This window comes from Streptomyces sp. 12E (assembly GCF_055633275.1).
The window spans coordinates 6,591,769-6,612,801 of the sequence record NZ_JBVNCJ010000001.1; the positions used below are offsets into that span (position 1 = coordinate 6,591,769).

Sequence of the window (21,033 nt, forward strand, 5' to 3'; positions counted from 1 at the left end):
GTCTGAGGTGCGCCGGTCCCCTCACGCTAGGCCGGAGGAGGAGCGCACGGCTTCTCCGATCCTGACCACCTGACCCGTCCGGAGGGCCTACGTCGAGTCCCGTTTCACCAGCTCCGTCGGCAGGATCACCGCCGCCGGGTCCTCGCCGCCGATCTGGGCCAGGAGCACCCGCACCATCTCGGTGCTGATGCGGTCCCACGGCTGGCGGATCGTGGTGAGCCCGGGGCTCGCGGCGACGGCCGCGGGGGAGTCGTCGAAACCGCCGACCGCGACGTCCTCCGGGACCCGGCGCCCGGCACGGTGCAGCGCCGTCAGCACCCCCTGGGCCATCAGGTCGGAGGCGACGAACACCGCGTCCACGTCCGGGGCCTGCGCGAGCAGTCGCTCGGCGCCGGCCTCGCCGCTGGCCCGGCTGTAGTCACCGGAGACGACCAGCCGCTCGTCGGCCTCGACACCCGCCTCGGCGAGCACCTCCCGGTAGCCGGCCAGGCGCTCCACACCGCCCGGGGTGTCCAGCGGACCGGTCACCACGCCGATCCGGCGCCGGCCGAGCGCCAGCAGGTGCCGCACCATGTCCCGCGCGCCGTCCCGGTCGTCGGCGGCCACGTAACTCACCTTCGAGCCCAGCCCGATCGGCTTCCCGCACGCGACCAGCGGCACGCCCGCCGCCCGCAGCTCCTCCGCCACCGGGTCGCCTGAGTGGTTGGACACCAGCAGCACCCCGTCGACGTGACCGGCGGTGATGTACCGCGTGATGCGCCGCCGTTCGTCGTCCGTACCGGCCAGCATCAGCAGCAGCGGCACGTCGTGCGCGGCCAGCGCCTGGGTGCAACCACGCAGCAGGACGTTGAAGTTGGGGTCCTCGAAGAACCGCTCCTGGGGCTCCGTGAGCAGGAAGCCCACCGAGTCGGAGCGGCCGGTGATCAGCGAGCGGGCGTGCCGGTTGACGACGTAACCCGTCTTGCGTATCGCGGCGTTGACCGCGTCCGCGGCGGCGGGGCTGACGTAGTGGCCGCCGTTGAGCACCCGTGAGACGGTGCCGCGCGAGACACCGGCCTCGCGCGCCACGTCGTGGATCGTCGGCGGCTTGCGCCTGCCCCCCGTGTTGCTCATGGTCATGACTTTACGGCCCCGGAGAGCAGATCCAGGCTCCAGAACCGCTGGACGACCAGGAACAGCGCGACCAGCGGGAACACCGCGAGGAACGCGCCCGTGATCACCAGGGTGTACAGCGCCGGGGTGTTGGCGCCCTGCTCGAGCAGCGTGTGCAGACCGAGGGTGATCGGGAACTTCTCGTCGTCGCTGAGCATGATGTACGGCAGCAGGAAGTTGTTCCAGACCGCCACGAACTGGAACAGGAAGACCGTCACCAGACCGGGCACCATCATCGGCAGCGCGACCCTGGTGAAGATCCGCCACTCGCCCGCGCCGTCCATCCGCCCGGCCTCCACCACATCGGCCGGCACCGCCGCCGCGGCGTAGATCCGCGCGAGGTAGACGCCGTACGGGGAGAGGATCTGCGGCAGCAGCACCGACAGGTAGGAGTCGGTGAGGTCCGCCTTCGCCAGCAGCAGGTACTGGGGGACGGCGAGGATCACCGGCGGCATCAGCACACCCGCGAGCAGCACGTTGAACAGCGTCTCGCGGCCCCGGAAGCGGTAGACCGCCAGCGCGTAGCCGCTGACCGCCGACACGCACGTCGACAGCAGCGCGCCCAGTCCGGCGTAGAGGGCGGAGTTGCCCATCCACTGCCAGTAGACGCCGTCGCGGTAGGCGCTGAGGTCGGAGAGGTTGTCGGCGAAGCCGGTGCCCGGCCAGAACGTGAAGGTGGAGAACAGCTCCGAGCCGGACTTGGTGGACGCGATGACCACCCAGGCGACCGGCAGCAGGCAGTACAGCGCGCCGAGCAGCAGCGTCACGGTCGGCACCAGCGCGATCCGGCGGCGGCGCGCCGGACCGCGGGCGGCGCCGGCCGCGGGCTCGGCCTTGTGCAGGGTGAGGGAGCTCATCGTGCGGCCTCCTGCTTGTCGCGCCGGTTCGTCGCCCGCAGGAACCCGAAGGACAGCGCCAGGGTGGCGAGCGCGATGAGGGTCGCCTGGGCGGCGGCCGCGTGGATGTCGCCGTTGCCGAAGGCGTCCTGGTACACCTTCATCAGCGGACTCCAGGTGGTGGAGACGGAGTTGGTGAGGGGCTTGAGGGTGGTCGGTTCGCTGAACACCTGGAGCGTCGCGATGATGGAGAAGAAGAAGGTCAGCACCAGCGAGGGCGCCACCATCGGGATCTTGATCCGCAGCGCGATCTGCAGCGGCGTGGCGCCGTCCAGCTTCGCCGCCTCGTACACCTCGGCGGGGATGGCCCGCAGCGCGGTGTAGATGACGATCATGTTGAAGCCGGTGCCGCCCCAGACCGCGATGTTCGACAACGCCAGGTACAGCGGACCGCCGTCCAGCAGGTCCGGCTGCGGCAGACCGAGCCGGTCGAGCACGAAGTAGAAGGGGCTCACGTCCGGCAGGTACAGGAAGCCCCACAGCAGGGCCGCCACCACACCGGGGACCGCGTACGGCAGGAAGATCGCGAGCCGGGTGAAGGGAGCGAGCCGCACCCTCTCGGAGTCGAGCATCAGCGCGAACAGCAGCGCGAGACCCAGCATGACCGGCACCACGATGCAGCCGTAACCGAGCACGCGCAGCGCGCCGTCCAGCAGTTCGCTGTCGGACAGGGCGCCGGTGTAGTTCTCCAGGCCGGCCCAGACCTCCTCGCGGGCGCCGGCCCCCAGCCCGAGGCCGGACACCTGCACCTTGCGGAAGCTGAGCCAGACGGCGTACCCGATGGGCAGCGCGAAGAACAGGAGGAACAGGAAGGTCGCGGGAATCAGGAACGCGTACGGGGCTCCCTTGACCCCGTACGACGTCCGGCGGGCCGGGGACTTCACTCCGCGACCCCGAAGCCCTGCTTCTTCAGGTCGGCGACCGTCTCCTGCTGCATGGTGTCCAGGGCGGCGGTGAAGTCCGACTTGTTCTTCGCGGCGGCGCCGAAGGCGTCCTTGAACGCCGTGTAGGCGACGTTGACGTTCGGGCCCCAGGCGGACGGGGCGGTGGTCTTCGCGATCTGGGCGGCCTTCTCGTAGAAGTCGGGCTGGTTGGAGAAGTACTCCGGCGGGCTGGTGAAGGCGCCGCTGAGCTGGGCCGAGGTGGAGGCCGGGTAGATGCCGCTCTCCTTCGCCAGCGCGTTCAGCGCGTCGGCGTCGGTGTTCAGCCAGGCGGCGAACTTCGCGGCGGCCTCCTTGTTCTCGGAGTCCGTGGTCACGGCGGTGGAGGAGCCGCCCCAGCTGCCGGTGCTGCTCTCGCCCTCGTTCCACTGGGGGAGCGGGGCCATCGCCCACTTGCCCTTGGTGTCGGGCGCGGCCGTGGTCAGCGTGCCCGGCGCCCACACGGCGCTCACCCACGCGATCTGCTTGCCGGTGTTGAGCGCCTTGTTCCAGGACGGGGTGTACATCGGCTGGTTGTCGACGGCGCCCTCCTCGACCAGGCCGCCCCAGAACTCGGCGACCTTCCTGGTCGCATCGTCGTTGACGCCGACCTTCCACTTGTCGCCGGAGGTGGTCCACCACTTCGCGCCGGCCTGCTGGGCGAGGCCCGCGAACAGGCCGGAGTCGTTGGCGGAGAAGGTGGTCAGGTCCTTGTCGGGGGCCGCCTTCTTCAGCTTGCGCGCGGTCTCGGCGAACTCCTCCCAGGTGGCCGGCACGGAGAGCCCGTACTCCTTGAACAGGTCCTCGCGGTAGTAGAACATCATCGGCCCGATGTCCTGCGGGACCGCGTAGACGGCGTCCGTGCCGAGCGTGGTCTGCTGCCAGACGCCCTCGGCGAACTTGCCCTTCGCGTCGTCCACGCTGTCCGCTATGTCGGCGAGCGCGTCATTGCTGACCAGTGTGGGCAGCGCCTGGTACTCGGCCTGCACCAGGTCGGGCGCCTTGCCGGCCTTGTGCGCGGTGAGGATCTTGGTGACCAGCGTGTCGCCGGACGCCTGCTTCTTCACCGTGACGGTGATCTGCTCCTTCTTGCCCGGCCCCTTGTTCCACAGGTCCACGACCTTGTCCATGCCGGGGGCCCAGGTCCAGTACGTCAGTGAGACCGGGCCCGCCTGCGCCTCGCCGTCGTCGGACGACGAGCCGCAGGCGGTGAGCGCGGTGGCGCCGAGCGCGACGGCGACGGCGGAAGTCACGAGGCGACGGTGCTTCGTGTACGGCATGGAATTCTCCCCTGACCCGGGTCCTCGCCTGTTGCGAGAACCTGCTGCACTCCGTGCGCGGCTCGCCCTTCGGTTCGCTCGCGCTGCTTCTGTGAGCGTTCACAGTAGAGAAACATCCCGGACACTTGTCAATGGTTGTTGCTGTGCGGTTATGTTGGCCCAGCACCGCCGAAAATGTGTGTGCACGTTCCCAAAAGATCGACACATCGGGAGAGAATCCATGCCGGAGACCACCCCCAGGGGCCTCACCGGGCTCGCCTTCGGTGGGGACTACAACCCCGAGCAGTGGCCGGAAAGCGTCTGGGACGAGGACGTCCGGCTGATGCGGGAGGCCGGCGTCACCATGGTGAGCGTCGGGATCTTCTCCTGGGCCCTGCTGGAACCCTCGCCCGGCGTGTACGACTTCGGCTGGCTCGACCGCAACCTGGACCTGCTGCACGAAGGCGGCGTCCGCGTCGACCTCGGCACGCCCACCGTGGTGCCCCCCGCCTGGTTCTACCGCGCCCACCCCGACGCGCTGCCGGTCACCGCGGACGGCGTGCGCCTGGAGTTCGGCTCCCGCGGCGCCATCTGCCACAGCAACGCCGACTACCGCGCGGCCGCCGCGAACATCACCACCCGGCTCGCCGAGCGCTACGGCGACCACCCCGCGCTCGCGATGTGGCACGTCCACAACGAGTACGGCGTCCCCGTCTCCGCCTGCTACTGCGACTCCTGCGCCGTGCACTTCCGCCGCTGGCTGGCGACGGTGTACGGCACCGTCGAGGCCGTCAACGAGGCCTGGGGAACGGCCTTCTGGGGACAGCGCTACGCCTCGCTTGAGGAGATCAACCCGCCGCGCGCGGCCCCCACGGTCGGCAACCCGGCCCAGGCGCTGGACTACCGGCGGTTCGCCGACGCCACGATGCGCGAGAACTTCACCGCCGAGCGGGACATCCTGCACCGCCTCTCACCCGGCGTCCCGGTCACCACCAACTTCATGACCGCCCTCAGCCAGTGCGACTCCGTCGACTACTGGGCCTGGGGCCGCGAGGTGGACCTCGTCACCAACGACCACTACCTCATCACCGACGGCCGCCGCACCCATGTCAACCTCGCCATGGCCGCCGACCTCACCCGCTCCGTCGCCGGCGGCGCCCCCTGGCTGCTGCTCGAGCACTCCACCTCGGGCGTCAACTGGCAGCCCCGCAACCCCGCCAAGGCCCCCGGCCAGATGGCACGCAACTCCCTCGCCCACGTGGCCCGCGGCTCCGAGGGCGCGATGTTCTTCCAGTGGCGCCAGTCCCGCCGCGGCGCCGAGAAGTTCCACTCCGCGATGCTGCCGCACGGCGGCACCGAAACCCGTGTCTTCCGCGAGGTGACCGAACTCGGCGCCTGCGTCCAGTCGTTGGCGCCGATCCGGGGCACCCGCACGGAGGCCGACGTCGCCGTGCTGTGGGACTGGCAGTCCTGGTGGGCGCAGAACCTCGACTGGCGCCCCAGCGAGGACCACGACGCCCGCGAACGCGCCGACGCCTGGTACGAGGCCCTCTACGACCACCACCTCACCGTCGACTTCGCCCACCCCGAAGCCGACGTGTCGAGGTACCCCCTCGTCGTCGTACCGGCCCTGTACCTGATGACGGAACGGGCCGGGGACAACCTCAGGGAGTACGTCGAGAACGGCGGCACCCTCGTGGTGTCGTACTTCTCCGGCATCGTCGACGAGCACGACGCCGTGCACGAGGGCCCCTACCCGGGCGCCCTGCGCGACGTCCTCGGCCTGACCGTCGAGGAGTTCTCCCCCCTGCTCCAGGGCGAACGGGTCCGTCTGACCGGCCCCGACGGCGTGGAACTCGACGCCGACGTCTGGACGGAGTTCGTGGTGCCGCGGGGCGCCGAGACGGTGTGGACCTACGCCGACGGCCTGACCGGGGGACGTCCGGCCGTCACCCGGCACCGCCTCGGCGAGGGCACCGCCTGGTACGTCTCCACCCGGCTCGGCGCCGATGGCCTCGCCGCCCTGCTCGGCCGGGCCGCCGAGGACGCCCGCATCGCCCCGCGCGCCGACCTGCCCCGCGACGTCGAAGTGGTGCGCCGCGCGGGCGAGTCGGGCACCTTCCTGTTCGCGATCAACCACACCGCCACCGATGCCGAGGTGCCGCTGGACACCCCCGGCACCGAGCTGCTGACCGGTGAACGCGCCGCAGGCCGCCTCGCGGTCCCGGCCGGAGCCGTCCGGGTCGTCCGGCTCGACGGCTGAGCCACGACTCCCCTCCGCCCGCGTGAGCACACCGGCCGCGGGCGGAGGGGGCCCTCACCCGCGCCCTCCGGGGCGCGGGGCATCCCCCCTCCCCACGTCGAAGGGACGACGAACGCCCATGTTCCATCCCAGACGCACCCTCCGCGCCCTGTTGCCGCCGCTCGTGGCCGGGCTCGCCCTCACCGCCCTGCCCGCCCAGACCGCGACGGCCGCGAGCACCCTCGCCAACGGCGGCTTCGAGACCGGCGGTTCGGGCGCCGCCACCCCGGCCGGCTGGTCCGAGCACGGCGACACGGCCGCCTCGTACACGGAGGCCGGCGGCCGCGACGGCGGTCACCGTCTGTCCCACTGGTCGTCCTCGGCCTACAAGGTGGAGACGTACCAGTACCTGTCGGGCCTGGCCAACGGCGACTACAAGCTCACCGCCTGGGTCCGCTCCGGCGGCGGCCAGAACGCCGCGTACCTCGCCCTGAGGAACTGCGGCGGCGCCGAGCAGCGCACCGACCTGCCGGTCTCCGACTCCGGATGGATACGGATCGTCGTGCCGGTCAGGGTGACGAACAACCGGTGCACCATCAGCGTCAACAGCGACGGACGCGCCGGGAGCTGGATCAACGTCGACGACCTGACCTTCACCCGCGGCACCTCGGGCCTGCCGGTCAAGGGCGCCGACATCTCCTCCCTGCCCAAGAGCGAGGCCAGCGGCGGAATCTACCGGACCGCGTCCGGAGCCACCGGCGACCCGGTCGCGATCCTGAAGTCCGCCGGCATGAACTACGCCCGCCTGAAGGTCTGGGTGGACCCGGCCGACGGCTACAACGACAAGGCGCACGTCCTCGCCCTGGCCAAGCGGATCAAGGCGCAGGGCATGAAGCTGCTGGTCGACTTCCACTACTCGGACACCTGGGCCGACCCGGGCAAGCAGTACAAGCCCGCCGCCTGGGCCGGACACGGCTACGGGCAGCTGAAGAAGGACGTCTACGACCACACGTACGACGTCCTCGACGCCCTCAGGAAGCAGGGCACCACCGCCGACATGGTGCAGGTGGGCAACGAGATCAACGGCGGCATGCTCTGGGACGAGGGCTCCACGGGCAACTGGACCCGGCTCGCCGGACTGCTCAACTCCGGCTACGACGCGGTCAAGGCGGTCAGTCCCTCCACGGTGGCCGCCCTGCACCTCGCCGAGGGCGGCGACCTCGAGGGCACCCGCTGGTGGTTCGACAACGCGGTCTCCCACGGAGTGAAGTTCGACGCCATCGGCCTGTCGTACTACGGCTACTGGCACGGCACGCTGCACGACTTCCAGACGACCCTGGACGACGCGGCCGGCCGCTACGGCAAGCCCGTCTTCGTCGCCGAGACGGCCTACCCGTTCCGGCTCGACAGCGAGGACGGACTCGAGAACATCATCGACCTCGAGAGTGAACTCGTCCCCGGCTACCCGGCGACCACCACCGGCCAGACCCGCTGGATGAACGACGTGGCGAGCATCGTGGAGGCCGTCCCGAACGGCCGGGGCCTCGGCGTCTTCTACTGGGAGGCGACCTGGACCGCCCGCAGCGGCAACGGCTGGGACCCCGCCGACCCGTCCTCCGGCAACGGCTGGGAGAACCAGGCGCTGTTCGGCTACGACGACCGCGCGCTGCCCGCGACGGCCTGGTTCCGCCACCGGTGAGCCCGCCGGCCCCGCGCCGCCGGCCGGCGGCGCGGGGCCGGACGGTCCTCGTTTCCGGGCCGGCCGGGTCCCGGGCAGGGCGCCTCGGGCCCGGGACACGGAGCCCTCGCGCGCGGCACAGCGGAAGGGCTCCGGAGCGCGAGGCCCGGAGCGGAGGTGTACGAGATGCCGAGGACCCCCGTCGACGGGACGCGACTGCGCATCCTGACGCTGCTGAGGGAACGGGGCGCGGCGGCCGGCGGTCCGACCGGGGAGGCCGTCGCCGCACGGATCGGCCTGCCCCGCCCCGCCCCGTCGCGCTCACCCCTCTGCGGCTGCTCACGGCCCTCGGCCTGCCGCGGACCGGCCGCTTCGCCGGGTGCGTGCGCTACCGGCGCGACGAGGTGCGGATCGCCGAGGTGGCGCAGCTGTTCGAGAAGGACTGGTAGCCCACCGGGACCGCGACGCAGGCCGCCGCGCTCCGGGACGTTACGCTGGTCCCGAGCGAGTGGGAGACGTACGACGGTGACAGCCCCGGAGACCGAGGGCCCGCGGGTCCGCCCCGCCTTCCGTACCCAGGTCCCCGTCGTCGTCGCGGTCGCGCTCGGCGGGGGAGCGGGGGCGGCGGCCCGGTACGCGGCGTCCCTGCGGTGGCCGACACCGGCGCACGGGTTCCCCTGGACGATCCTCTGGGTCAATGTCGCCGGCTGCGCCGTCATCGGCGTGTTCATGGTGATCATCACCGAGGTCCGCACCGCCCACCCCCTCGTCCGCCCGTTCTTCGGCACCGGCGTCCTCGGCGGCTTCACCACCTTCTCGACGTACGCCGTCGACGTCCGGAACCTGCTCGACGGCGGCGGGGCGGGCGCCGCACTCGGGTACCTCGCGGCGACCCCGCTCGCGGCCCTCGCCGCCGTGTGGACGGCCGCCGCGGCGACCCGCCGCGCGCTGACCGGGAGGCAGCCATGACACGGCCGACCGGCAGCCTCCTCCGCCTGACCGCGTACGTCGGCGGGAACGACACGTGGCACCGCCGGCCCCTCTCCTCGGGGATCGTCCACCGGGCCCGTGCGGCCGGGCCCGCGGGAGCGAGCGTCTTCCGCGGCGCCGAGGGCTTCGGCGCCTCCTCCGCCGTCCCCGCCTCCCGGCTGCCGTCCCCGAGCGAGGACCTCCCGGCGGCGGTCGTCGTGGCCGGCACCGAGGAGCCGCGGTGAACTGGCTGTACGTGGTGCTGGGGGCCATGGTCGGCGCCCCGCTGCGCCACCTCACCGACCGCGCGGTGCGGTCCCGGCACGACTCGGTGTTCCCCTGGGGGACCTTCACGGTCAACGTCACCGGCAGCCTGGTCCTCGGCCTGCTCACCGGCGCGGCGGTGGCGGGCGCGGCGGACTCCCGCATCCAGCTGCTCCTCGGAACGGGCCTGTGCGGCGCCCTGACCACCTACTCCACCTTCTCCTACGAGACGTTGCGCCTGGCCGAGGCCGGCGCCCGCGGCTACGCCGCCGTGAACGTCGTGGCGAGCGTGGCGGCCGGCCTGGGTGCGGCCTTCGCGGGCACGGCCCTCGCCCGTGCCGTGTGGGGTTAGCGCTTCCCGCGCAGTGGTTCCCCGACCCGCCCGAGACGGCGCAGGGCCTCACGGGGCGAGACGATCAGCCCCGTCCGGCGGTACGGGACGCCCGCCCCGCCTCCCCGCACCGGCCCTCCGCTTGACAGCGTCCGTGCCGCCCCCGCACCATCGGCCCCGTGAACCTGTCAGACAGCCAGACAGGTGGAGCGGGCCCGCGGCGCGTCAGCGCGATGGAAGCGGTGCTCTCCCACCTCCGCGGCGCCATCGAGCGCGGCGAGTACGCGATCGGCGGCAAGCTGCCCTCCGAGGCGGAGCTGTGCCGCACCCTCGAGGTCTCCCGGCCCGTGCTGCGCGAGGCGCTGCGGGCCCTGCAGACCATGGGTCTGACCGTCTCCAGGACCGGCAAGGGCACCTTCGTCGTCGCCGACACCGTGGGGGACCCCACCTTCGGCGACTACGCGGCCGGCGACCTGCTCGAGGTGCGCCGGCACGTCGAGGTCCCGGTCGCCGGCTACGCGGCCCGGCGCCGCACCCCGGACGACCTGGACCGGCTGACCAGTCTGCTGGACCGGATGGAGCGGGAGACCGACACGGCGGCATGGGCCGCGATGGACACCCTCTTCCACCTCACCGTGGCCGAGGCGGCCCGGAATCCGGTGTTCCGTCGGGTCATCGAGGAGATCCGGGACGCGCTGGCCCGCCAGTCCGCCTTCCTGAACGAACTCGGCGGACGCCGTGAGCAGTCCGACCGCGAGCACCGGGCGATCGTCCGGGCTCTGATCGACGGCTCCGAGCGCGACGCCGTCGAGGCCATGACCCACCACCTCGACCGCGTCGAGACGACCCTCACCGCCATCGTGCGCTCCGCGCGCACGCCCGCCCACGACTCCCCCCAGGCAGTGTGATGTACAGCAGTCTCCCCGCGGACGCACCCCCGATCCGCGAACCCCTCCACGCCCCCGTCGCCCACCTGATACGCGGCGGGGTCGTCGAAGGCGTCCACTACGGCTCCGTCGTCGTCCTCGGCCCCGACGGCGAGGTCCGGTGCCGGCTCGGCGACATCGAGGCCGCCTGCTATCCGCGCTCCGCGCTCAAGCCCGTCCAGGCGGTGGCGATGGTCCGCGCGGGGCTCCCGCTCGACGGCGGGCTGCTGTCGCTCGCCGCGGCCAGCCACTCCGGCGAGGAACGCCACCTCGCCGGCGTCCGGCGCGTCCTGGAACTCGCCGGACTGACGGAGGACGACCTCCGCAACGTCCCCGACCTGCCGTTCGACCCGGTCGTCCGGGACACCTGGGTGCGCGAGGGCCGCCCGCCGTCCCGGCTCGCCCAGAACTGCTCCGGCAAGCACGCCGCCATGCTGTACACGGCCAGGCTGAACGGCTGGTCCCTCGACGACTACCTCGACCCCGCCCACCCCCTCCAGCAGGCGATCGCCGAGATCGTCGAGGACCTCACCGGGCAGCGCGTCGCCACGGTCACCGTCGACGGCTGCGGCGCGCCGTTGTTCGCGGTCTCCCTGCACGGTCTCGCCCGCGCCGCCGCGCGGATCACCACCGCCGCGCCCGGTACGCCGGAGGCGCGCGTCGCCGACGCGATGCGGGAGCACGCGGAGCTGGCCTCCGGATCCGGCCGGGACGTCGCCGCGCTGATGCGGGCGGTCCCCGGGCTGCTCGCCAAGGACGGGTTCGAGGGCGTGCAGGTCGCCGCGCTGCCGGACGGACGGGCGGTCGCCGTGAAGATCGCCGACGGAGCGGGGCGGGCGCGTGTCCCGGTGGCCGCGGAGGCGCTCGCGCGGGCGGGAGTGGACCCGTCGTCGCTCGCGGGGTTCGGGGGAGAGGTGCTGCTCGGGGGCGGCCGGCCGGTGGGGGAGGTGCGGCCGGTCCCCGCGCTGTCCTCGGAGCCCGTGCCGGCCCGGGTGTGACGCGCGCGGTTCCCCGCGTCCCTCCGGGGTCCGCCGCGGGCCCTCAGGGGCTGTCGCGCCCATGCGGCGGGGCCGCACGCCGGACACCGTCCCGCGCCCTTCGGGGGAGCTCCCGTCACTGCCGGCCCGTCGGTACCGGACCCCAGCGCAGGCGCAGGTAGAGGGAGACCGCAGCGGCTCCCAGGAGGGCGGCGCCGGCGACGGTCCAGGGGACGGAGCGGGCCGGGGCGTCCTCCCCCCGGGCCGCCGGGACGGGGGCGGCATCCGCTTCCGGGCCGTGCGGCGGGGCGGGCCGCAGGGCGTCCAGGGAGCCCACCGGAGTCACGTGCCCGGACGCCTCGAAGCCCCAGTCCAGCAGTGCGCGGGCCTCCTCGTACACCGCGAGGCCGCCGCCCGACCGGGGGTGCATGACCGTCACCACGAGGGTGCGGCCGTCCCGGCGCGCCGCGGCCACGAGCGTGTGACCGGCGTTGCTGGTGTAGCCGTTCTTGACGCCGATCAGCCCTCGGTAGGGTGCGACGCCGTCCGCGCCGGTGAGCAGCCGGTTGGTGTTCACGATCCCGTAGGAACCGCCGTCGCGGGCCGGGAACCGCGCCTCGTGTCTGGCGCAGTACCGCGCGAACTCGCGGTTGCGCAGCCCGGCGCGGCCGAACACCGCCAGGTCGTACGCCGACGACACCTGGCCGGGTGCGTCGTAGCCGTCGGGCGACTTCACCCGGGTGTCGCGGGCGCCCAGGGCGCGGGCCTTGGCCTGCATCCGCTCGGCCGTGGCCCGCCAGCCCCCGCTGAGCGCGGCCAGGACCCGCACGGCGTCGTTGCCGGAGCTGAGGAAGACCCCGTTCCACAGGTCGGACACCCGGTACGCACGGTCCTCGGCGACCCCGACGAGGCTGCTGCCGGGGCCGATGCCCGCCAGCTCCTCCTCGCTGACCCGGTGCCGGATGCCGGCCGGCAGGACCGGCAGCACGGTGAGTGCGAACAGCGTCTTGAGCGTGCTGGCCGGCGGCAGCCGGCGGTGCGCGTCGTGCGCCGCCAGGACGTCGCCGGTGCGGGCGTCGGCGACCAGCCACGAGAGGGCGGACGGGTCCGGGACCTCGGGAGCCCCGGGGTGCGGGCGGACGTGCGTGCCGGGCCGGTACAGCAGCGCCGCGGCCGCGGCCGCCGCCCGCGGGCCGGGATCCACGCCGGCGATCGCCACGGCGGGTGCGGACGCCAGCAGATGCGCCGTGCAGAGCACACAGGTCGACACGGCAGCCCGCGAAGTAAATCCGATAGTCATATCGCAAACGTAGGAACGGCCTCCCCGGAACACCGCGCTGCCCCGGCCGGGGACCGCCCGCGAGCACCCGGATGCCGCACGCCGGCGCCGTGCCGGCCGCCCGGCCGGACGCGCCGCGGGAACGTCGTGTCGCCGGGGGCTCGCGCATCCGGCGCGGCAGCGTCTCCGGATCGGCCGGCCCCTCCCGCGACCGCGGCACGCGCCGCAGTCCCCGGGCGGCCGTCGACTCGTCCGGAGCGAGCGGCGGTTCCTCGCGGAGGGCGCGGCCGCCGGACCCCGTCGGCGAGGTGGTGCGGGAACGCCGTGCGCCGGTCGGACACGACGGGCGGATCGGCGAGCCGAGGAGAACGCGAAACGCGGGGAGGAAAGGGCGCCGACGCCCGAAAGAGGCCCTGCTGGATGTGCTGATCGCACTGCACCACCCGGCGGACGGTGTGCGGAGCCGCCGTGTGGTCGGGGTCTCCTCTAGGCTGACCCGATGTTCAGCCCCGAAGGCCCCCGCCTGCGTGAACTCGCCGTCCAGGCGCTGTCGTCCGTGGAGCGCGGCTACGACCTCCTCGCACCGAAGTTCGACCACACCCCCTTCCGCACGCCCGACTCGGTGCTCGACGCCACCGCCTCCGCACTGCGGCGGACGGGGCCCTTCGACACCGGCCTCGATCTGTGCTGCGGCACCGGCGCGGGCGTCGACGTACTGAGCCAGGTGTGCAGGGGGAGCGTCACCGGGGTCGACTTCAGCGCGGGCATGCTCTCCGTCGCGCGGCAGCGCGTCCGGCCGCCGGGGCCGCCGGTGGGCTGGGTGCGGGCGGACGCGCGGGCGCTGCCGTTCGGGCCGGTGTTCGACCTCGTGGTCAGCTTCGGCGCGTTCGGGCACTTCCTGCCCCGTGAGGTGCCGACGCTGTTCGCGCAGGTCCACTCGGTGCTGCGGCCGGGCGGACGCTTCGTCTTCCCCGTGGTCGCGCCGCCCCGGCCGGGTTCCCTCACCTACGGGATGCTGCTGGGGTTCGACGCCGTGATGCGGGTGCGCAACGCCGTCCGGCGCCCGCCGTTCGTCATGTACTACCGCACCTTCCGCTTCGGTGACGCGCGGCGCGAACTGACCCGCGCCGGATTCCGGGTGGAGCTGTGGGCACTGACCGAGTTCGGACGGCGCCGGGACGGCAGCCCGAAGGTCCGGCTGGTCGTCGCCGAGCGGACGGAGGCGTGACGGGCCGGGGACGGCCGGCGGACGGCCGCCCCGGACGGACGGCCTGGAGACCACCCGCCGCATCCGCACGGGCGCCCCGGACGAACCGCGCGTCATCGTCCCGGCCGCCTTCGACCTCGACCGGCACGTCCGCGCGGCACTGACCGCCGGGGCCGGCGGCTTCCTCCTCAAGGACGTCTCCCCCGGACAGCCGACCGCGTCCAGGCCGTCGTCGCCGCCTACGGGACGGGGCTGGTCGGCCCCGGAGCCGGTCAGAGGGCGGCCGGCACCGTGAACTCGTAGACCAGGGCGCCCTCCTGGGCCTCCATGACGAGTTCGGTGATCTCCAGCGGGCGGGCGTACTGGTCGTGCACCCGACGGGTGACCCGGACCGACGGCTTTCCCGCGACCGGCGTGATGGCGTCGCGGTGGTGCAGGGTCAGGCCCGCCCGGCGCATCCAGTCGTAGGCCCGCCCCAGTTCCGCCGCGCCGGATCCGACGCCGACGGCCCGGTCGCGGTAGCGGCCCAGTTCCTCGACCTCCGCGAGCGCCACCGCGGAAAACGATGTCACCGCCCGCAGTTCCCGCCCGTCGGCCGACGCGGACCAGTAGCGGTGCACCAGCGTCGGCCGGGCGGGGGCCGCCCCCAGGACCTCGGCGTGCCCGGGTGGCGGGGCCTCCCAGGCCAGGGTGGCCCTGGCCGCCGCGCCCCGGCCGGAGCACCGCGCGCCGAGCGGGAAGCCGGACGACGCCGGCGTCTCCACCGGCGGGCCGGGCAGCGTGGCGTGGCTGCCCCGCCGGTCGGTGACGACCAGTCCGGCCCGGCGCAGCAGTTGCAGCGCCTGCCGTACGGTCTCCCTGCTGACCTCGAAGTGCTCGGCCAACCGCCGCTCGCCGGGGAGGCGTTCGCCCGGCGGAATCGTTCTGTCGCGCAGTTCACCGAGCAGCTCCGTCGCGATCCTCCGGTAGAGCGGCTCCCCTTCGGTGGAAGGGTGGTCGTGCGGGGTGGTGCGGGCCATGCCGCGCCTCCTGTTGATGACGGTCCGTGGCCGTGCGGGCTCGTTGCGCCACCACATCTAGCATTGGTCTACACCAGCAGGGAAGAGGGGTCCGGCGGTTCGGCCGGAACCGTGCGGTCCCCTCAGATGTGCGAGCGCATCCAGCGCAGCTTGGCCGCCTCCTGGAACGCGCCTCCGCCCTCGTGGTCGTTGAAGTCGTACACCTCGATCGCCTTGTCGTCGTGCGCCCAGGCGTTGAAGGCCCCGAACACCGTCGAGGGCGGGCAGGTCTGGTCCTCCAGGGCCGCCGAGAACAGCGCGGGCGCGTTGCCGCGGGCGGCGAAGTGCACGCCGTCGAAGTAGGACAGTGTGCGCAGCGCGTCCTCGTAGCGGCCGCGGTGCGTCTTGAGGTAGGAGCCGATCTCCCGGTACGGCTGCCGGTCGGTGAGCGTGGTCGCGCGGGGGAAGTCGCAGAGGAACGGCACGTCCGGCGCGATGCCGGCCAGGTCCGGGACCAGGCCGCCGACCGCGATGGTGATGCCCCCGCCCTGGCTGGCGCCCACGGCGACCGTGCGGCTCGCGTCGGTCAGCGGGTGCGATCGCGCCGCCTCCACCGCGCGCACGGCGTCCGTGAACACCCGGCGGTAGTAGTAGTTCTCGGGGGCGTCGATGCCGCGCGTCATGAAACCGGGGTAGGCGGGAGCGCCGCCCACCGGGTCCGCCGTACCGCCGCCGGCGCCCCAGGCACTGCCCTGGCCCCGGGTGTCCATCACGAAGTGGGCCCGGCCCGTGGACGCCCACAGCAGGTGCTCGTGCGGCAGTCCGCGGCCACCGCCGTACCCGATGAACTCCACCACCAGCGGCAGCGGGGCCTCGGCGTCGGCGGGCAGGGTCAGCCAGCCCTTGACGGGGTGGCCGCCGAACCCGGCGAACGTCACGTCGAGGACCCGCACCGTGGACAGTCCCGTGTCGACCGGCTCGAAACGGGCGTCCAGGTCGTACGCGCGTGCCTCCTCGAGCGTCTTGGACCAGAACGCGTCGAAATCCTCGGGCGCGGTGGACGCGCTGCGGTACGCGCGCAGTTCGTCGAGGGGGAGGTCGAACAGGGCCATCAGGGACCGCCTTCGTGAAGAGACAGTGCGAAGCGATGACACCGTACGTGGATCACCGGCGCCATCGCCAGGGGTTTCGGGGAAAGTCCCAGGTGACGAGCGTGGAAAGCGATTGCTGTCAAGGGCGTCCGCAGGGAGCTCCGGCCCGGGCGCCGCAGCGCGTCCGGCGGTGGGGCGGGGGTGGACGGCGCGGCCGCGGGGCGCGGGGGCGTGGAGCGTCGGACGACGCCTCGGGCAGGTGCCCTCCCTTGACAGCAATACCCCCCTGGGTATTGCTGTCAAGGTGGGTGTTCCATACCCCGGGGGGTGCACCGTTCAAGAGGAGTCGCAGTCGTGTTCTTCGTCGACACCCTGGCATACGTCACCGGCGGCCTGGAGCTCGCCCGGGTGGCCGGCGCCTCCTGCCTGGTGCCGGCCGCGGCCCACCTGTCCTTCGCCCGCACCCCGGTCGCCGACGGCGACACCGTGACGGTGGACGAGGGCCTGGTGCTGTGCGCGCTCGCCACCCCCGGGCACACCCCGCCCCACACCTCCTACGTCCTGGAGGAGGACGGGAGCGGTGCGGCGGCCCCTTCGTCGCCGCCGCCGTGCTGGGCGCCTGGGACGGCGAACGCCTCGCCGCGGAGGTCTCCGGCCCCGCCTGCAACGCGTCTTCGCCGTCGTCCTGCCGGCCGTGGCCGCCCTCGTGCTCGCCGACGCGGTGACGTGGGACGGCTCCTCGGGCCGGGGGCGGCGCTCAGGCCAGCGACAGGAACAGCTTCTCCAGCCGGGCGCGCATCTGCTCCCGGTCTCCGGAAGCGGCCATGTCCGCGTCGGTCAGGCAGTGCTGCAACCCGGTGGCGATGATCGCGAAACCCGCCTTGTCCAGGGCCCGGGACGCCGCGGCCAGCTGCGTGACCACGTCCTCGCAGTCCCGTCCCTCCTCGATCATTTTGATGATCCCCGCGATCTGGCCCTGTGCCCGGCGCAGCCGGTTGACCACCGTCTTCAGTTCCTCGGCCGCCATCGTCAGCTCCACAACCCCACGCTCCCTCGTCGGTATACCCCGCCCGGTATCCTACCGAAGGGACGACCCCAACAGAGCAGAGGAAAGTCCCCCGTGGTATCCAGCACCACCCTCACGGCCCTCACCGCCGAACAGGCCGACGCCCGCCTCGACGAGCTGACCGTCATCGACGTCCGCACCCCCGGCGAATACGCCTCCGGTCACCTGCCCGGCGCCCACAACATCCCTCTCGACCACCTGGACGCGGCCCTGCCCGCCCTGAGGACCGTCGCCGGCCGCGGCGAGCTGCTCGTCGTGTGCGCCTCCGGCGCCCGCTCCGCCACCGCCTGCCGACGCCTGGCCGAGCAGGGCGTTCACGCCGCCACCCTCACCGGCGGCACCACCGAGTGGACCCGGCTCGGCCACGACACCCACCGTCCGGCCGGCGTCCGCACCCCCTGGGCGATGGACCGTCAGGTCCGCCTCACCGCCGGATCCCTCGTCCTGGCCGGGCTGCTGGCCGGACGGCGCCGGAGCGCGGCGCGCCTGCTGTCCGCAGGCGTCGCCGGCGGCCTGGTCCTCTCCGCCCTGACCGACACCTGCGGCATGGCCAGGGTTCTCGCCAAGCTCCCCCACAACCGGCCCGGGGCCGCCGATCTGGACGCCACCCTCGCCGCCCTGACCGGCTGAGCCCGCCGGGCCCGCGCCCCGCGAGGGGTTCACCCGCGGCGCGGGCGGGCCGGGACCGCCGCCTCAGCGTCCGCGGTCGGCCCTCCGTCCTTCCCCGCCGCCGAGCCCGACGGTCTCCGGGGCGCGCGGTGCGCGGGGCCCCGTCCGCGGGGACAGGGGCGAGGAAGCCGTAGCGGCCCGGAGACCGTCGGGCTCGGCGGCGGGGAGGGCTGGGCGGCGTCCTCGTCCGGGACGCCGTGCTCGCGCCGGTCGGCGGACAGGTCCCGAAACCGCTCGACGACGGGGCCCGGGCGGCGGGTCGTCGTCGGCCCGGCGGCGTTCAGGACCGGGCGAGCGGGGGCGCCCCGGTCAGCCGAAGCGCTCGATGCGGATCCGCTCCACGGGCTGACCGGCCGCCACCAGCAGCCTGGAGGCGTGCTCCGCGAAGGAGTTGGAACCGCACACATAGGCCTCCCACCCACCAGGAGGCTGCTCCGCCAGGAGCGGCGCCACATGTGCGGCCGCCATACGTCCCACGGGCACCCCCTTCGGGGCGCTGCGCGTGAACACCGGAGTGGTCTCCGCGCCGTACTCGCGTGCGTAGATCAGGTCCTCGGGCCCGCGCGCCGACACCAGCAGGCGCAGCGGCAGTCTCATGCCCCGGGCCCGGTGGTGCCGCACCATCGACATCAGCGGGACCACGCCGGAGCCGGCGCCCACCAGCAGCGCGGGCCGGTCGCCCGGCCAGGCGAAGAAACCGCTGAGCGGGCCGCGCAGCTCGACCCGGTCGCCGGGGCGGGCCACCGTGTGGAACCAGCCCGAGACCTCGCCGCCCTCGACACGGTCCAGGGTCAGCTCGATGTGCCCGGAGTCGTCCGGCGCCGACGCGATCGAGTAGTGGCGCTGGGCCACGTAACCGTCCTCGGCGGTCAGCCGCAGCAGCAGATGCTGGCCGGGCACATGGCCCGGCCAGCCGGGCACCGCGAACCGGAAGGTCGTCGCCCGCGGGGTCTCGCGGCGGATCTCCGTCAGGGTCGCCGTCCGCCACACGGACGCGGTCCGTTCGCTCACGCCGATCCGTCCGGGCACCGCGAACCGCGTCGGCGGGGTGAAGCGCTCCGGTGCGTCCGGTGACGTCCGTGCCACAGGTGTCGTTCGCTCAGTCACCGGAGTACCGCTGCTCCTCCCAGGGATTGCCGCGCGCGTGGTAGCCGTTGCCCTCCCAGAAACCCGGCTCGTCGTGGTCGAGGAGCCGCAGTCCCGCGATCCACTTGGCGCTCTTCCAGAAGTACAGGTGCGGCACGATCAGCCGCGCCGGACCGCCGTGCTCGGGAGGCAGCGGACGCCCGTCGTACTCCCAGGCGATCCAGGCCCGGCCGCCGGTCACGTCCGCGAGCGGCAGGCTGGTGGTGTAGCCGGTGTGCGCATAGGCGACCACGTGTGTGGCTGATTCACGGGGCCGGACCATGTGGAGGAACGCGTCCAGCGAGACGCCGCCGAACCGCACCCCGAACTTCGACCAGCTCGTCACACAGTGGATGGCCCCCTCGTACGCCGAGGGCGGCAGCGCGTGCGCCTGCTCCCAGTCCCAGGTGCGGGGCTCCGCCACCAGCCCGTCGATCCGGAAGGTCCAGTCGGCGGGCGTGAGGTCGGGCGTGACCTCGGCGGACAGGACTGGCCATTCGTCGCCCGCGTCGTACTGCCCCGGCGGCAGGCCGGGGTCGTGCACGCGAGGGCGGCCGGTGAAGCCTCGGGTGATGTTCACGTGATCGGCGATTCCGTTGCGACTGGTGCTCGAGCTTTTCCGTGCTCAACCGTACGTGGTGTCCGCAGCCGACGCGGTCCCGGGCCGGTCACGGCCCCCGTGGGCCGGTCCGCGCGGGAGCCGGACCACGCGTTGCGGTGCTCCGGTCGCCCGGCGGCTTACCGCCGTCCCGTCCGGCGCGCGGTGGGCGACCGGGGCGACGGCCTGACGGCCTCCGTTCGTCGCCGGCCGCCCGGGCGGTGTGCGCGTCGCCGGCGCCGGCTCGGGGTGGGTACGCCCGGCCGGCACGCGGGCACGGCGGGTGAGGACCGTCGTCCCGGGCCGGCCGGTCCCCGGCCCCCGCCGCGTTCGCCCGCGCGCTTTCCCGCGCGGTCCCGGATCCCGAAAGCGCCGTACGGCGGCGGTGATCGTCGGGTAATGTGGCCTCCCGGCTGCGAACCCCTCCAGCCGTAGGACATCCAGGAGGTGAGACCCATTACCGCTGTGTCAGGTCGGGTGCTCTCACCTCGAAGCGACGCGGACCACCGGCAGTAGGTGGCCGCGAGAGCGCCCTTCGGTTCCCGAAAGGCCCAGGCTCTTGTCGCACACGCCGTCCCCGTCCCCCTCTTCCTCCGCCGTCCCGCCGCCCCCGTCCCGGGATGCCGTCGTGACCGCCCTCCGCACCGCCGGTTGCGTCTTCGCCGAGGACGAGGCCGAGTTGATTCTCGCCGCCGCGCCCACCCCCCAGGACATCGCCCCGATGGTCGAGCGCCGGGCGGCCGGACTGCCCCTCGAACTCGTCGTCGGCTGGGCCGAGTTCCACGGCCGGCGCATCAGCGTGGAACCCGGTGTCTTCGTGCCCCGCCGCCGCACCGAGTTCCTCGTCGAACAGGCGATCGCCCAGGCGCCGGACGCGTCCGTCGTCGTGGACCTGTGCTGCGGCTCCGGCGCCGTCGGCGCGGCCCTGGCCACCGCGCTCGGCGCGGTCGAACTGCACGCCGCCGACATCGACCCGGCCGCCGTGCGCTGCGCCCGCCGCAACGTCGCCGCACTCGGCGGACGGGTCCACACCGGCGACCTGTTCGAGGCGCTCCCCGGCGCGCTGCGGGGCCGCGTCGACGTCCTCGCGGCCAATGTGCCGTACGTGCCCAGCGACGAGATCGGTCTGCTGCCCCCGGAGGCCCGCGACCACGAGCCCCTCGTCGCGCTCGACGGCGGCGCGGACGGCCTCGACGTGCTGCGCAGGGTCGCCGCCGGGGCGTCCGGATGGCTCGCGCCGGGCGGCTGCCTGCTGGTGGAGACCAGCAGCCGGCAGGCCCCCGCCGCCGTCGACGCCTTCACCGCCGCCGGCCTGCGGACGCGCCTGGCCGCCTCCGACGAGTGGTACGCCCATGTCGTGATCGGGACGCTGCCGTCGTAGGGCCG

At 73.6% G+C, this 21,033-nt stretch carries 19 protein-coding genes and 3 pseudogenes; 12 read left to right on the forward strand and 10 right to left on the reverse strand.

Annotation, left to right across the window (positions count from 1 at the left end):
- Positions 1-87: 87 nt before the first annotated feature.
- The 4 genes from ACZ8ZB_RS30260 to ACZ8ZB_RS30275 are packed head-to-tail and all read right to left on the reverse strand — an operon-like array spanning position 88 to position 4,248.
- The gene (locus ACZ8ZB_RS30260) at positions 88-1,119 is read right to left on the reverse strand and encodes a LacI family DNA-binding transcriptional regulator (RefSeq protein ID WP_470740782.1); all 1,032 of its coding nucleotides are present in this window, start codon (positions 1,117-1,119) and stop codon (positions 88-90) included.
- Entirely contained in the window at positions 1,116-2,009 is an 894-nt protein-coding gene (locus ACZ8ZB_RS30265; protein ID WP_470740783.1) for a carbohydrate ABC transporter permease, read from the reverse strand. Before ACZ8ZB_RS30265 ends, ACZ8ZB_RS30260 begins: the two co-directional genes overlap by 4 nt.
- A complete protein-coding gene (locus ACZ8ZB_RS30270; RefSeq protein ID WP_470740784.1) occupies positions 2,006-2,932 on the reverse strand; it encodes a carbohydrate ABC transporter permease in 927 nt (308 codons plus the stop codon). The genes ACZ8ZB_RS30265 and ACZ8ZB_RS30270 overlap by 4 nt, the downstream gene beginning before the upstream one ends.
- Complete coding sequence (locus ACZ8ZB_RS30275) at positions 2,929-4,248, reverse strand: ABC transporter substrate-binding protein (protein ID WP_470740785.1); 1,320 nt, start codon at positions 4,246-4,248, stop codon at positions 2,929-2,931. The genes ACZ8ZB_RS30270 and ACZ8ZB_RS30275 overlap by 4 nt, the downstream gene beginning before the upstream one ends.
- 220 nt (positions 4,249-4,468) lie before the next feature.
- Between ACZ8ZB_RS30275 and ACZ8ZB_RS30280 the strand changes: the two genes are divergently transcribed.
- The 7 genes and pseudogenes from ACZ8ZB_RS30280 to ACZ8ZB_RS30310 all read left to right on the forward strand — a co-directional run bounded on the left by ACZ8ZB_RS30280 (position 4,469) and on the right by ACZ8ZB_RS30310 (position 11,635).
- Entirely contained in the window at positions 4,469-6,490 is a 2,022-nt protein-coding gene (locus ACZ8ZB_RS30280) for a beta-galactosidase (RefSeq protein WP_470740786.1), read from the forward strand.
- A 118-nt stretch (positions 6,491-6,608) separates the two neighbouring features.
- Positions 6,609-8,168, forward strand: a complete 1,560-nt coding sequence (locus ACZ8ZB_RS30285) for a glycoside hydrolase family 53 protein (RefSeq protein WP_470740787.1) — start codon at positions 6,609-6,611, stop codon at positions 8,166-8,168.
- A gap of 504 nt (positions 8,169-8,672) precedes the next feature.
- Positions 8,673-9,116 carry a fluoride efflux transporter CrcB gene (crcB, locus tag ACZ8ZB_RS30290; RefSeq protein ID WP_470740788.1) on the forward strand — a complete coding sequence of 148 codons (444 nt, stop codon included), beginning with the start codon at positions 8,673-8,675 and terminating at the stop codon, positions 9,114-9,116.
- Positions 9,113-9,352: pseudogene (locus ACZ8ZB_RS30295) on the forward strand (DUF190 domain-containing protein); the annotation flags it as partial. The gene crcB (ACZ8ZB_RS30290) and the pseudogene ACZ8ZB_RS30295, both read left to right, overlap by 4 nt.
- A gap of 5 nt (positions 9,353-9,357) precedes the next feature.
- Positions 9,358-9,732 (forward strand): fluoride efflux transporter CrcB, encoded by a 375-nt coding sequence (crcB, locus tag ACZ8ZB_RS30300; protein ID WP_470740789.1) that lies wholly within the window; start codon positions 9,358-9,360, stop codon positions 9,730-9,732.
- Between the two features lie 158 nt (positions 9,733-9,890).
- Positions 9,891-10,619 carry a FadR/GntR family transcriptional regulator gene (locus ACZ8ZB_RS30305; RefSeq protein ID WP_470740790.1) on the forward strand — a complete coding sequence of 243 codons (729 nt, stop codon included), beginning with the start codon at positions 9,891-9,893 and terminating at the stop codon, positions 10,617-10,619.
- Complete coding sequence (locus tag ACZ8ZB_RS30310; protein ID WP_470740791.1) at positions 10,619-11,635, forward strand: asparaginase; 1,017 nt, start codon at positions 10,619-10,621, stop codon at positions 11,633-11,635. Before ACZ8ZB_RS30305 ends, ACZ8ZB_RS30310 begins: the two co-directional genes overlap by 1 nt.
- 115 nt (positions 11,636-11,750) lie before the next feature.
- Here the strand turns inward: ACZ8ZB_RS30310 and ACZ8ZB_RS30315 are convergent, their stop codons facing one another.
- Positions 11,751-12,914 (reverse strand): D-alanyl-D-alanine carboxypeptidase family protein, encoded by a 1,164-nt coding sequence (locus tag ACZ8ZB_RS30315; RefSeq protein ID WP_470740792.1) that lies wholly within the window; start codon positions 12,912-12,914, stop codon positions 11,751-11,753.
- Positions 12,915-13,392: 478 nt separating this feature from the next.
- Between ACZ8ZB_RS30315 and ACZ8ZB_RS30320 the strand changes: the two genes are divergently transcribed.
- Together ACZ8ZB_RS30320 and ACZ8ZB_RS30325 are read left to right on the forward strand one after the other, a co-directional pair.
- On the forward strand, positions 13,393-14,121 hold the full coding sequence (locus ACZ8ZB_RS30320; RefSeq protein ID WP_470740793.1) for a class I SAM-dependent methyltransferase: 729 nt from the start codon (positions 13,393-13,395) through the stop codon (positions 14,119-14,121).
- A 22-nt stretch (positions 14,122-14,143) separates the two neighbouring features.
- Positions 14,144-14,305 (forward strand): annotated as a pseudogene (locus ACZ8ZB_RS30325) (response regulator); the annotation flags it as partial.
- Between the two features lie 67 nt (positions 14,306-14,372).
- On the opposite strand, the gene ACZ8ZB_RS30330 reads toward ACZ8ZB_RS30325, so the two are convergent.
- Together ACZ8ZB_RS30330 and ACZ8ZB_RS30335 are read right to left on the reverse strand one after the other, a co-directional pair.
- On the reverse strand, positions 14,373-15,119 hold the full coding sequence (locus ACZ8ZB_RS30330; RefSeq protein WP_470740794.1) for a GntR family transcriptional regulator: 747 nt from the start codon (positions 15,117-15,119) through the stop codon (positions 14,373-14,375).
- A 122-nt stretch (positions 15,120-15,241) separates the two neighbouring features.
- Entirely contained in the window at positions 15,242-16,210 is a 969-nt protein-coding gene (locus tag ACZ8ZB_RS30335; protein ID WP_470740795.1) for an acetylxylan esterase, read from the reverse strand.
- A 357-nt stretch (positions 16,211-16,567) separates the two neighbouring features.
- On the opposite strand from ACZ8ZB_RS30335, the pseudogene ACZ8ZB_RS30340 reads away from it, so the two are divergent.
- Positions 16,568-16,780, forward strand: a pseudogene (locus ACZ8ZB_RS30340) (MBL fold metallo-hydrolase); the annotation flags it as partial.
- 166 nt (positions 16,781-16,946) lie between these two features.
- On the opposite strand, the gene ACZ8ZB_RS30345 reads toward ACZ8ZB_RS30340, so the two are convergent.
- Complete coding sequence (locus ACZ8ZB_RS30345) at positions 16,947-17,228, reverse strand: metal-sensitive transcriptional regulator (protein WP_470740796.1); 282 nt, start codon at positions 17,226-17,228, stop codon at positions 16,947-16,949.
- Positions 17,229-17,309: 81 nt separating this feature from the next.
- Here ACZ8ZB_RS30345 and ACZ8ZB_RS30350 point away from each other — a divergent pair, with 81 nt between their 5' ends.
- On the forward strand, positions 17,310-17,885 hold the full coding sequence (locus ACZ8ZB_RS30350; protein WP_470740797.1) for a rhodanese-like domain-containing protein: 576 nt from the start codon (positions 17,310-17,312) through the stop codon (positions 17,883-17,885).
- A 348-nt stretch (positions 17,886-18,233) separates the two neighbouring features.
- Here the strand turns inward: ACZ8ZB_RS30350 and ACZ8ZB_RS30355 are convergent, their stop codons facing one another.
- Together ACZ8ZB_RS30355 and ACZ8ZB_RS30360 are read right to left on the reverse strand one after the other, a co-directional pair.
- Positions 18,234-19,010 carry a ferredoxin reductase gene (locus ACZ8ZB_RS30355; protein WP_470741617.1) on the reverse strand — a complete coding sequence of 259 codons (777 nt, stop codon included), beginning with the start codon at positions 19,008-19,010 and terminating at the stop codon, positions 18,234-18,236.
- A gap of 13 nt (positions 19,011-19,023) precedes the next feature.
- Positions 19,024-19,629: a sulfite oxidase-like oxidoreductase gene (locus ACZ8ZB_RS30360; RefSeq protein WP_470740798.1), complete on the reverse strand. Its 606-nt coding sequence runs from the start codon at positions 19,627-19,629 to the stop codon at positions 19,024-19,026.
- A gap of 646 nt (positions 19,630-20,275) precedes the next feature.
- Here ACZ8ZB_RS30360 and ACZ8ZB_RS30365 point away from each other — a divergent pair.
- Positions 20,276-21,028 (forward strand): putative protein N(5)-glutamine methyltransferase, encoded by a 753-nt coding sequence (locus ACZ8ZB_RS30365; protein WP_470740799.1) that lies wholly within the window; start codon positions 20,276-20,278, stop codon positions 21,026-21,028.
- Positions 21,029-21,033 lie beyond the last annotated feature (5 nt).